We start from the raw sequence: 11,884 nt of genomic DNA, 5'->3' as shown, positions 1-11,884 counted from the left end.
ATGCCGACGCTGATGCGGATGCAGATGCCGATGCGGACGCTGACGCTGATGCGGATGCTGACGCGGATGCGGATGCTGACGCTGATGCTGACGCTGATGCGGATGCTGACGCGGATGCGGATGCAGATGCTGACGCTGATGCGGATGCCGACGCCGATGCGGATGCTGACGCCGATGCGGACGCCGACGCTGATGCGGATGCGGATGCTGACGCGGATGCGGATGCTGACGCTGACGCTGATGCGGATGCTGACGCTGACGCGGATGCGGATGCCGACGCTGATGCGGATGCTGACGCTGATGCGGATGCCGACGCTGATGCGGATGCAGATGCCGATGCGGACGCTGACGCTGATGCGGATGCTGACGCTGATGCGGATGCTGACGCTGATGCGGATGCTGACGCGGATGCGGATGCGGATGCAGATGCTGACGCTGATGCGGATGCCGACGCCGATGCAGATGCCGATGCTGACGCTGATGCTGACGCTGACGCTGACGCTGATGCGGATGCCGACGCTGATGCAGATGCGGACGCTGATGCGGATGCGGATGCTGACGCCGATGCGGATGCCGACGCTGATGCTGATGCTGATGCGGATGCCGACTCAGATTCTGACTCGGATAATGACAACGACAATGATAACGATGGCGACAACGATAACAACTCAGGAGGGCCATCCCCAGGCCCAGGAACGGGACCATCTCCAGGAACGGGATCGGGACCTTCGACGGATACAGGATCGGGATCGACTCCGGATACAGGAACGGGATCAACTCCGGATACAGGATCAGGATCGACTCCGAATACAGGAACGGGATCAACTCCGGAAACGGGATCAGGAAATGGTGATGGCGGTACCGGTCAAACGGATAGCGGACAAGATAACATTGGCCAAGGAAACACTGGTCAAGGCGGTACGAACGTTGGAGAATCGCCAAACGATGGTGCAGGTGCTCCTCTAGAAGCCGGTCCGATTCTTGTCAATACAGGCGCTCCTAGTACAGACACCACCGGTGCAGGAACTGAAGGAACCAAGCTTCCAAATACATCGACAAGCGTGTTCAACCTGGGCTTGACTGGTATCCTGGCTATGCTTGCTGGATGGTTCACTAGAAAAAGACGCGACTCTAAATAATAATAGGTAACAAACAGCTGAAATTCCTCACAATGGTGGAGAGAGTTCCGTTGATGTCGGGATGACCTTCACTAATTGTGGGGAATTTTCTACCACAAGGCATAACGATCATTCACATTTAGATGGAGTAAGTCACATTAAGCATAAAGAGAGAAGAAGCCCGAGGAGCGAGGTGAACGGCTTTGAAAGAAATCAGCCCAATGGAACAATTTCAAAAGAAAGCCTTACTGCTTAAACAAAAATTATTTCAGCATATCGATGAGACCAGAGAGCCGATGCAGCAGTTTTTTGGCAAACATGAAAAATTCATTATTTTTATTTCGGTTAGCAATGGAGAGGAACGTGCACGTGTTTTTTGCGGAGTGGGCAACTCCCCCGAAAGCAGTTGGCTGAATGCGATCAACTTGTGCAAGAAATTTCTGAAGCGGCAGCCGGACTACTCGGCATGGGTCAAAGTCGACTTGGTGAATGAGATCGAAACGCTGCCCTTTGAGAAGTTTATTGAACATTCCACGTCTACAAGAAGAAACTATTTGCGCCAAGGAATTTCTTTCGACGGCACCTTTAATCTCGCTTTTTTTGGAGCAGGAGATCAATGCGAATGTGTTTATCCAAAGAAATGAGAATGAGCCGCATGACAGGCTGCATATCCACAATATCAATCACTATTTGAAAACCTGCAGGGGGTACAAATATCCCGTATCCTTCGATTCCCTAAGAGAAGTACACTTATTCTCCACCATCAGCTATTTTTATGACCATGAATGTCATGGCCTGCATAGCGGACCCTTGCATAACGGGCGGCGTTGTACGGAGATGAACAGGGAGCTGGCCCTGCAGCTGATCAGTCAGTCCTCCGACTATTTATCACGTCAAGTAGAGCCGAGCGGCAAATTCATTTACGGGTATTTCCCTTGCTTTGACAGACCTATTCGCTGGTACAACATGTTGAGGCATGCGAGTACGATTTTTTCCATGATCGAAGCTTACGAAATAACTAAAAAAGATGATCTTGCTGCCAGCATTACAAAAGCGATTGAGTATTTGCTGCGAGATGGCGTGAAATTTGTCGATGGCCGAGATGCTAATCCACCCATGGCCTATGTCGTTGACCAGGAAAACGAAATCAAGCTCGGTGCCAATGCGGCTGCTATACTGGCATTAACCAAATACAGCAGCGTATTCGCCACCTCGCGTTATGCAGATGTGATGACGGCACTCGCCAACGGCATCGCGGCTATGCAGGACGGCGAGAGCGGGGGATTTGTACATGTGCTTAATTACCCGGATTTGAGCATCAAGGAGAAATTCCGAATCGTTTATTATGACGGAGAGGCGGCTTTTGCCTTGATGAGATTGTATGCGATTGATCAAAATCCTAAGTGGCTGCAGACAGTCGAGAAGGCGTTTTCTTATTTTATACGCGAGAACTACTGGAAGCATCATGATCACTGGCTAAGCTATTGTACTAATGAGCTGACCCAGTATAAACCGCTTCGTGAATACTTCCAATTCGGATTAAACAACGTGAAGGCTAAGCTTGATTTTATTTTGAACCGTGATACCACTTATCCTACATTTTTGGAACTGCTGATGGCCTCCTATAAGATGGTTAACAAAATCCGCGCAGTCGGAATGGAGGAGCTGCTCGCGGACTTCGATTTTGCCAAGCTGAGAGAAGCGATAGAGCGAAGAGCTGCCCATCAGCTGAACGGCTTTTTCTTCCCGGAAGTGGCAATGTATTTCAAATCCCCGGCTAAAATTTTAGGAGCCTTCTATATCCGGCACCATGCTTTTCGCTGCAGAATAGATGATATCGAGCACAATCTATCCGGTTACTACAACTATTACAATGAGTTTCTGGCCGGCAGCGAAAGGGAGGAGCTGTTGGTAGCGGAGAGGGAGATAGGATGAGGAACAAGGCAGGTTTACTTCTGTTTTTGGCAGGATGCTTGTTTGTAGCTATAAGCATTTATCAATATGTCGATCAGCAGATTCAAAGGAAACATGCTTTGCAAGAGGCGGATAAGCTCCTCGGCTATATTTCGGAAGGTGCTGATGCTTCCTTGGCCCTGGCCGGGGTTGTGGAAACACCGCCAGAGGAAGAGGCCGCTATGACAAGGGAGCAATTTAACCCGCAGGAAAATGATGTAATCGGCATTCTGCGTATCCCCAAACTGGATAAAACGCTTCCCATTCTGGAAGGCACGGATGAGGAAACGTTGGATAGAGGAGTAGGCCATTTTGCAACGACCGCATTTCCTACGGATAATGAGCAGATATTGTTGTCGGGACACCGCGACACAGTATTTACCCAATTTGACAAATTGGCGGTAGGGGATTCTTTTATTGTGGAAATGCCATATGGATCATTTGAATATGTGATCAAAGAAACCGAAATTGTAGATGAGGACGATACGTCTGTTATTCGTCCGATGGGTGAGGAAGTGCTGACCGTAACAACTTGCTATCCCTTCCGGTTTATCGGCAACGCGCCTCAGCGATATGTCATTTATGCTTATCCGATCACCCCGGACGAGAAACAGGAAGCGACTGCGATGCTCCCGCAAGAAGCGGGAGCATTTCCATAACAATGGCTTTTATGCTCAGAAAAAAATGTCAGAATTTATTCAGATGAGTCTGGTATTCTTCACTTTCCTGTGTTGAATGGCTTCATGAACACGGCAACAATGCTCTGAGGTGATTTGGTTGAACTACTTACATGCCTACAATATTCCTCTAGTCCTTCTTTCCCTCATCATTTCCATTCTAGCCTCTTATTCCACATTAAATATTGTTCAGAAAGTTTTCTATTATCGGGGACGATCCCAGACAATATGGATTCTCCTCGGCTCTCATACTATGGGCCTAGGTATTTGGGCTATGCATTTTGTCGGGATGCTGGCGTTTCACCTCTCTTTTCATGTAGCTTACGACCTGCTGCTGCTTACGGTTTCCATGGTGCTTCCGATCCTGGCAGCCTTTGTCGCATTAAAATTAGTAGCCCGGACAAGCGTTTCCCGGTTCAAATATGTATTCGGCAGTCTGTTTATGGGTTTAGCTATTGCCGGCATGCATTACGTGGGAATGGCGGCGATGATCATTCCGGGACGTATTTCCTATGATCCTTTTTTGTTTGCGATGTCGCTAATTATTGCGGTGACGGTGTCTTTTACAGCTCTGCGCATGGCTTTTCATTACCGGAAAGATGGGCAAAATACCCTTCTCCGCAATCGGATCGCGGCCAGCTGTTTATTTGGTTTGGCCATAGCGGGCATGCATTACACCGGCATGTTTGCGGCGCGCATTTCGATAGAGGAAGATGAATTCCATACGTTACATATGATGCATACTATGAGCCCAAGCTCGGGCTTTAGCCAATATCAGCTCGCTTTTCTCATAGGCGTGGTAACATTGCTAATTCTTGTTATTATCTCCTTTGGACAGCTGATAGAACGAAAGCTTGCGGTTAGATTGGCTAAAATCAACGAGACGAGGTACCGGTTCATTTTTGAACATAATCCGGATATGGTTTGTTCTTTGGATTTGAACGGTCAATTGCTGCGAATAAATCCTGCTGCGGAAACGATAACCGGGTATTCGGTTCACGAACTGCTGGGCAAGCAGGTGCTTGAATTAATCGACCATCCGGAACGGCTAAAAGCCATTCGGAATTTTAAAAAGGTGCTGCGGGGCGAGTCGCTGACCTTTCAGCTATCGATACGTGATAAAAAGGGAGAAAAGCTGTTTCTACATACTTCTATAGTGCCTTTAATCATGAATGGGGTCATTATTGACATCTATTCGATATCCAAAAACATAACGACACTTATGAAAACAAAAAAAAATTGCGGCAAGCCACCCAAGCTAAAAGCGAGTTTCTGGCCAACATGAGCCATGAAATCCGGACTCCCGTAAATGCGGTTGTAGGGCTCTCCCATTTGCTGCTGAAGACTGAACTCAATAAGGATCAGAAGGAATATGTGCGCAGAATTCAATCGGCATCCTGCTCGCTAGTTAATATCATCAACGATACGCTGGATTTCTCGAAGATGGAAGCCGGCAAGCTGCAGCTGGAATCAGTCGTATTTCAGGTTGATCGCGTGCTGGAGGATGTAGCCGACCTGGTTACTCTTGAAGCCCAGCACAAAGGACTCGACCTCTACTTTATGGCGGACTGGAGGATCCCCGGTGAATTGATTGGAGACCCCTTACGCCTGGGGCAAATTATTACAAATCTGACGACTAATGCGATTAAATTCACAGAAAAAGGAGAGATCATTGTAAGCACCCGTCTGGTTGCGATCCATGAGTCCTCCGTCATCTTGCAGTTTTCGGTCAAGGATAGCGGGATTGGCTTAACAGAGGAGCAGAGGACAGAAATTTTCCAGGCTTTTGCTCAAGCAGACCGCTCAACGACACGTAAATATGGAGGGACTGGGTTAGGCTTGACCATCAGCCAGCGATTGGTTGCGATGATGGACGGCGACCTTATAGTGAACAGCACATTGGGTGAAGGCAGCGAGTTTGCGTTCACCGCTACATTCGGTATTCAGAGCGGCAGTGAAGCCGAGCCTTTAAAGCTTAAGGATCATTATCATGTTCTCGTATATGAGCAAAGCCCAACGTCCCGGAAAATGATCGAACAAGCACTGCCACCCGATTCCTTTCGGCTAACATTTGCTGATGACGGACAGGCGGTTATTAATTTTTTGGAACAGAAACAAGGAAAAAATGGGAAATCGAGCTACGACTTCATTTTGTTGGATTGGAATACAGACAAAAGTAACAGTTTCCAGTTATTCAAATACTTGACTTATAGTTCTATAGCAACTGGTATTCCCTTTATGGTCATGGTAGACTTTTTTCAAATAAAGACTGCTGCGTTGCGTGAATTGCTGCAGGCAAACGCAGTGCTAACTAAACCTCTGCAGGCGTCCAGATTGGTTTCGGCACTTCTCAGGGTTTTACAGCCGGACGGGCCTAACCCGTTGCCGGACTCTTTACTTCACCGGGAACTCCATCCCGCTGCAGATATAGATGAAGAGCGGTACTCACGGATTTTGATTGTAGAAGATAACGAACTTAGCCGTTTGGTCTATCAGGAGCTGTTCGATTCTCATTTTGAACAGGTGGTGCTGGCAGAAGATGGGAATACAGCGGTGGAAGCCGTCCGGACGAGCCCGGTCCCGTTTGATGTTATCTTGATGGATGTGGAAATGGCGGATCTGGATGGTTATGAAGCGGCAAGGTTGATTCGCAAGTATGATCAAGAGGTGCCGATAATCGCCCATACGGCGCATATTAATGTACCTGAAGAACAGAAACGGGAAGCGGGAATGAACGGATTTCTAGCTAAGCCGACCGCCCCCGAACAGTTGATAGCAGCCGTGAAGAGATGGGCAGCAGCTGCAAAGCAGGGCAAGAATTCAGAGCAGGCTTTCACAAGAGAGAGTCTATCAACGAAGTCTTCCAGTTCGGTTTCGCCCCCCAAGGAAGCCTTGGTGAGAACGGATGTCTTATTACAGCGCCTGCACGGCAACCATACTCTCGTATGCAGGGTACTTAAAGTGTTTCTTAAGGAATACGCGGATTATATGACGAAAATTCGCCGCTGTATAGACCAGCATGATTATCCCGCTTTAAAGCGGCACATACACAATTTGAAGGGTGTTGCCGGTAACCTCTCCTTTGATAGTCTGTTCCATTTCTTGCAGGAGTTTGAGCAAGTTGTCAAACAGATGGAAGAAATGCAGCTGCATGCCAGGGTCAACGAATTGGCGGTTCTATTGGAATCCGTCCGGAATGAAGTGGCTGATTGGATCAAGAAGACGGATCCGGAGCAGCAGGAGACTTCAACGACCAAATAAGATAAAGGCAGGAAAGGGATTGGAACTTCATGGAGAAGCATACGATATTAATCATTGACGATACGCTAACTATTATCGAACTATTTCGTTCATTAATCGGAGAGGAATATCGTATTTTGTCAGCCACGAACGGTCCAGAAGGTATTGATATTGCCATAAAAACCAGGCCCGATCTGATCCTTTTGGACGTTATGATGCCTGTTATGGATGGCTTTGAGGTATGTAAGCAATTAAAAGAAAACGCCCTGACGCAGTCTATTCCGGTTATTATGATCACGGTGCTGGATCATCGGGAGGAAGAGAAAGCCGGGCTTGATGCGGGGGCTATTGACTACATAGCGAAACCTTTTCATCTGGAAAACGTTAGAGCTAAAATAAAAAATCATCTGCAGCTGCAAGAGCTTCTGCTTAAGAAGCAGGGATGAGGTCGTAATGAGATAATAATCAACAATGATTATCTTGTTTGCAATCCGGCAATTACGAAATCTATAGTTTGCTTGATCTCATCCTCCCACGCGGGTGGCTCACCACTAATCGGTTGGAGAAGAAAAGAATCATAGGCAGGGTAAACGAGAATAGACAGGATGAAGGTTGAAATCAGCTCCAGAGACTCGTATTGAAACAGATTCTTCTCCTTACCCGTAGCTAATATTTGGTTCAGATGCTCCAGGTAAGGCGACATGAGCTTGCGAATAAATTCCGAGCGAGGACTTTGCGAAGAAAGCTCATATCTTAGCAGCATATTAAACTGCGGGTCTTCGTTGCGTAAGTGCAGGAACGTTCGAATGAACCGCTCCAGTTCCTCTCTAGGATCGAGAATTTCCGCAGAGAGGTTGAATCCCGGATTCGCATCCTTGAACCATTGATCAAGCACGGCATAATACAGCTGTTCTTTAGAGCCGTAGTAGTATGAAACCATGGCGAGATTAGCTTCAGCCGCTTCGCAAATTTGTCGCACGGAGGTTTGATCATAACCATTGGCGGCAAAGCAGCTAATTGCCGCTTGTAAAATTCTATTTTTCGCTGCATCCTGTTTGTGACTCATGGTTCCTCCAGATAGACTTTTAACATGATTATAGAACTTGTTAGACCAGTGTGCAACAAGAAGGTGCTAGACCAATCCGGGCTGGGCGCTAGGTAAAAATAACCAGCTCCAGCTGCTTGTAAATTTGGGAAAATAACCAAACTCATCATACCGCGCGCCGGGGAGGCGCGCGGTTTTACGTTGTAAATTAAGGATGTAGGTCAACTATCGAAGGCATATGGTTCAACGCACAATATTAATATTATCGGTGAAGGAGACGTTTTTGTGAAGTGAATATTTAATTCTCGTCCATTTTGCGTTAATCCCAGCTGAGATTCCATTGTATCGCGATTAAAAAGACCGACTATACTAAGTAACGCTGAAGGTTTATCATACACAGAACCGCTTTCTCTCATCATTTGTATTCAGGGATACCGTCATATCTGGAACAGTTATGCTATAATGTAGGTTAAAGTGCCTATTGAAGGAGTTGTCATCTGCTTGAATCATCCGAAAAGCAGCTTGTGGTCGATTATCGGATGGGTAGGGATTTATGTTCTGCTCATGCTGTCCATCATTACACCGCTAAATATTGTTGCCATTCACTTGATATTGGTCCCGGTTTTAGTGCTGTTTATGAAATTGGAATGGAAATGGTTTATTCCCGCTTATTTGATCGCATTAGCTATCCTGTATGCATTGCTTGGCGATCTTGGGCTCATACTCGTCATGATTTCGCTTTTTTTCCTTCCTCCCGTCCTTGTTATGGGCTATGGCTATAAACAAAGGAAGCCCCCGCAATGGTCGATTATGGCGGGAACATTTACGATGATGGCGGTATTGATTGTATTTTTGATCATCGCCAGAATCATTGGGTACGATCTCGTGCAGGATCTGAAGGACGTTGTGCTCAGCAATATAGAAATGCTGCCGGCGGCTGTGCAGGAGCAGGTCAATACCGGGCAGATTGACCAATTGGTTTTCCTGCTGTCGCAGATGATCCCGTTCTTTATTGTAGCTTTCTCCGTGTATTATATTGTGATAACCCATTGGTTGAGCCGCAAGCTTGCGAATACACGCCAGGAGGTTATTCCCGCATTGCCTCCGGTCCGCAACTGGAGACTTCCCCGGGCTTTAGTCTGGTATTACATAATTTGCATATTGCTGGATTTGTTCGTTCCGAATGAGCCGGGAGCGTTCTTAACGATGGTCTTGCTTAATCTATTCCCATTGCTGACTTGGGCCTTTATCGTCCAGGCGGTATCTTTTGTTTCCTTTTATGTGCATCTGCGTAAGAAAAGCAAAGCCTTGCCTGTATTGTTGGTTATTGTAGTGATCTTCCTTCCGCCGACACAGTACATAGCGAGCCTTATCGGACTGTTTGATGTTATGTTTCCTTTGCGTCAAAGGATGTCTAACAACAACAAGGAATAAAGAGGAGCGAATAAGTGATGCCAAGTTTTTTATTAAAAAGATGGCACGGACGCCATATCATTGCGGCGCTCATTTTTATCGCCATCCTTATTATTGTCATAACGTTTCATAATTGGCTGCTTGGCGTTCTGGCTTTACTCCCGTTAGCGGGCCTCGTTTTTTTTATTTGGAAAGCGGAAAGAGCTTTTACCAAGGATTTATATGTGTATATCTCGACATTGTCCCATAGAGTCAAGAAAGCCGGCAATGAAGTTATTCATCAACTGCCGATCGGCATTATTCTTTATAATGAAGATCAAATCATTGAATGGCACAATCCTTTCATCTCTACGCTGCTTGATAAGGCCTCGATTATCGGGGAGCCTCTGCTTGAGGCATTGCCGTTTGACCAGGAATTGAAGGAAGGCGAGCATTCGATCCGTATCGGGGCATCCACCTATCAGCTGATCCATAAGCCGGAGGAAAAGCTGATATATTTGCAGGATGTGACGAATCAGACGGATTTGCAGAAGAAATATCAGGAAGAACGAATTGCTATCGGCCTCATTATGCTGGATAACATGGATGAAGCAACCCAGGGAATGGATGATCAGCATCGCAGCATTACACTGGCCAAAGTAACAGGAGAAATTAACGATTGGGCTCAGCGCAATCATTTGTTCTTAAGAAGAACGAACTCGGACCGTTTCCTCATTATGATGAATCAGCGGTCTTTACAGAAGCTGGAGCAGGACCGCTTCGACATCCTGGATGAGGTGCGGGATGTAAGCTCGGAGAACAAGGTGCCGTTTACTCTGAGCATCGGAGTGGCTGCAGGCAGCGACAACCTGATTGAGCTTGGTCACAATGCGCAGGCGAGCTTGGATATGGCGTTAGGCCGCGGCGGAGATCAGGTCGCGGTGAAGAACGGGCAAAAGCTCAGCTTTTACGGAGGCCGTACCAATGCGGTAGAGAAGCGCACAAGAGTAAGGGCGCGGGTTATTTCCCACGCGCTTCGCGATCTGATTAAAGATAGCGACAAGGTTATCATTATGGGGCACCGTACACCCGATATGGATTCCATAGGCGCAGCGATCGGAGTGCTGCGGGCCGTTCATTTGAGCAATAAACAAGGGTATATCGTACTGGAAGGCATTAATCCTTCAATTGAAAGGTTGATGGAGGTTTTGTACGATCATGAACGGATTGGTTCATGTTTTATTACCCCGGAAGAAGCGCTGGAGCTGACGAATTTGCGAACACTGGCAGTGGTTGTTGATACTCATCGTTCCTCGATGGTAGCAGAGCCTAAGCTGCTATCTCTCGCTCCGCGAATTGTGATCGTGGATCATCATCGCAGAGGAGAGGACTTCATAAGTGATGCGGTGCTTGTCTATATGGAACCGTACGCTTCATCGACATGTGAACTGGTAACCGAGCTGCTGCAATATTTTAATGAGCGGGTTACGATTGACAACGTGGAGGCTACGGCACTTCTTGCCGGGATAACCGTGGATACGAAGAGCTTCAGCTTGAGAACAGGAGCTAGGACATTTGAGGCGGCGTCATTTTTAAGAAGAAACGGGGCCGATTCGGCCTTGATTCAGAAGCTGCTTAAGGAAGACTTGGAAGCCTACATTAAAAAAGCGGAAATTGTCAAGCATGCGGAAATTATGTATGAGCATGTGGCCTTGGCGGTAGCCGATAAACACCGGCAATATTCCCAGTTGCTCATTGCTCAAGTAGCTGATACATTGGTTAATATGACCGATATTAAGGCGTCCTTTGTCATCTCAGAGCGTCCGGACGGTCTGATTGGGATCAGTGCCCGTTCCTTGGGCCAGGTGAATGTCCAGGTCATTATGGAGCGCCTGGGAGGCGGAGGGCATTTGACACATGCCGCTGTTCAATTAAATGGCACCCTGGAAGAAGCCACGGAGCAGCTGAAAAGGGTACTACAAGAAATTGATGCGGAAGAGGGGTTATTTGAATGAAAGTGATCTTTTTGAAAGACGTTAAAGGACAAGGCAAAAAAGGGGAAGTGAAGAACGTATCGGAAGGCTACGCCAACAACTTCTTGTTCAAGCAAGGGCTGGCGAAGCCGGCGACATCGTCGACGATCAAGGAACTTGATCAGCAGAAGCGTTCCGAACAGAAGCGCCAGGAGCAGGAGAAGGCGGAAGCCCAGGCTTTGGCCAAGCGCATCGACGAGCTGACCGTCACAATGAAAAGCAAAGCCGGTGAGGGAGGGCGCCTGTTCGGCTCCATCACTAGCAAGCAAATCGCGGAGGAGCTGGAGCGGCAGCATGGCATCTCTGTTGATAAGCGGAAAATGACACTTAACGATCCGATACGCAGCCTTGGGGTTACCAAGGTACCGATAAAAGTCCATCCGGGCATTACCGGAACATTAAAAGTGCAAGTAACGGAGGAGTAAT

General features: G+C 47.4%; 11 protein-coding genes. 10 read left to right on the top strand and 1 reads right to left on the bottom strand.

What is annotated here, in order from left to right; genetic code table 11:
- The 7 genes from PSHG_RS31285 to PSHG_RS28990 all read left to right on the top strand — a co-directional run.
- On the top strand, positions 1-1,139 hold a 1,139-nt coding region (locus PSHG_RS31285; RefSeq protein WP_010279157.1), incomplete at its 5' end, for an LPXTG cell wall anchor domain-containing protein.
- Positions 1,140-1,321: 182 nt separating this feature from the next.
- Positions 1,322-1,762, top strand: a complete 441-nt coding sequence (locus PSHG_RS29715) for a hypothetical protein (protein ID WP_052310098.1) — start codon at positions 1,322-1,324, stop codon at positions 1,760-1,762.
- The gene (locus PSHG_RS29000; RefSeq protein ID WP_052310097.1) at positions 1,743-3,053 is read left to right on the top strand and encodes a glycoside hydrolase family protein; all 1,311 of its coding nucleotides are present in this window, start codon (positions 1,743-1,745) and stop codon (positions 3,051-3,053) included. Before PSHG_RS29715 ends, PSHG_RS29000 begins: the two co-directional genes overlap by 20 nt.
- Positions 3,050-3,730, top strand: coding sequence for a class D sortase (locus tag PSHG_RS24480; RefSeq protein ID WP_010279154.1), 681 nt, complete (start codon positions 3,050-3,052; stop codon positions 3,728-3,730). Before PSHG_RS29000 ends, PSHG_RS24480 begins: the two co-directional genes overlap by 4 nt.
- Before the next feature lie 118 nt (positions 3,731-3,848).
- Positions 3,849-5,033: an MHYT domain-containing protein gene (locus PSHG_RS29710; protein ID WP_081505246.1), complete on the top strand. Its 1,185-nt coding sequence runs from the start codon at positions 3,849-3,851 to the stop codon at positions 5,031-5,033.
- On the top strand, positions 5,030-7,009 hold the full coding sequence (locus PSHG_RS29705; RefSeq protein ID WP_010279147.1) for a hybrid sensor histidine kinase/response regulator: 1,980 nt from the start codon (positions 5,030-5,032) through the stop codon (positions 7,007-7,009). Before PSHG_RS29710 ends, PSHG_RS29705 begins: the two co-directional genes overlap by 4 nt.
- A gap of 29 nt (positions 7,010-7,038) precedes the next feature.
- Positions 7,039-7,434, top strand: a complete 396-nt coding sequence (locus PSHG_RS28990; protein WP_010279142.1) for a response regulator — start codon at positions 7,039-7,041, stop codon at positions 7,432-7,434.
- Positions 7,435-7,463: 29 nt separating this feature from the next.
- Here the strand turns inward: PSHG_RS28990 and PSHG_RS24465 are convergent, their stop codons facing one another.
- Positions 7,464-8,054, bottom strand: a complete 591-nt coding sequence (locus tag PSHG_RS24465; protein WP_010279137.1) for a TetR/AcrR family transcriptional regulator — start codon at positions 8,052-8,054, stop codon at positions 7,464-7,466.
- A gap of 480 nt (positions 8,055-8,534) precedes the next feature.
- Between PSHG_RS24465 and PSHG_RS24460 the strand changes: the two genes are divergently transcribed.
- From PSHG_RS24460 to rplI, 3 genes are read left to right on the top strand one after another with little or no spacing between them, the layout of a single operon-like run.
- Positions 8,535-9,467 (top strand): DUF2232 domain-containing protein, encoded by a 933-nt coding sequence (locus PSHG_RS24460; protein ID WP_010279134.1) that lies wholly within the window; start codon positions 8,535-8,537, stop codon positions 9,465-9,467.
- Positions 9,468-9,484: 17 nt separating this feature from the next.
- Positions 9,485-11,440 (top strand): DHH family phosphoesterase, encoded by a 1,956-nt coding sequence (locus PSHG_RS24455; protein WP_010279130.1) that lies wholly within the window; start codon positions 9,485-9,487, stop codon positions 11,438-11,440.
- On the top strand, positions 11,437-11,883 hold the full coding sequence (gene rplI, locus PSHG_RS24450) for a 50S ribosomal protein L9 (RefSeq protein ID WP_010279127.1): 447 nt from the start codon (positions 11,437-11,439) through the stop codon (positions 11,881-11,883). Before PSHG_RS24455 ends, rplI begins: the two co-directional genes overlap by 4 nt.
- Position 11,884 lies beyond the last annotated feature (1 nt).

This window comes from Paenibacillus senegalensis JC66, assembly GCF_000285515.1.
GTDB classification, from domain to species: Bacteria; Bacillota; Bacilli; order Paenibacillales; family NBRC-103111; genus Paenibacillus_L; species Paenibacillus_L senegalensis.
Note: the sequence above shows the minus strand (reverse complement) of the source record. Positions and strands in the feature narration are given on the sequence as shown.

Excerpts from the sequence above, each read along its gene's own strand:
- PSHG_RS24480 (WP_010279154.1), top strand. The coding sequence starts at position 3,050 with ATGAGGAACAAGGCAGGTTTACTTCTGTTTTTGGCAGGATGCTTGTTT.
- PSHG_RS29705 (WP_010279147.1), top strand. The coding sequence starts at position 5,030 with ATGAGCCATGAAATCCGGACTCCCGTAAATGCGGTTGTAGGGCTCTCC.
- PSHG_RS28990 (WP_010279142.1), top strand. The coding sequence starts at position 7,039 with ATGGAGAAGCATACGATATTAATCATTGACGATACGCTAACTATTATC.
- PSHG_RS24465 (WP_010279137.1), bottom strand. The coding sequence starts at position 8,054 with ATGAGTCACAAACAGGATGCAGCGAAAAATAGAATTTTACAAGCGGCA.
- PSHG_RS24455 (WP_010279130.1), top strand. The coding sequence starts at position 9,485 with ATGCCAAGTTTTTTATTAAAAAGATGGCACGGACGCCATATCATTGCG.
- rplI (WP_010279127.1), top strand. The coding sequence starts at position 11,437 with ATGAAAGTGATCTTTTTGAAAGACGTTAAAGGACAAGGCAAAAAAGGG.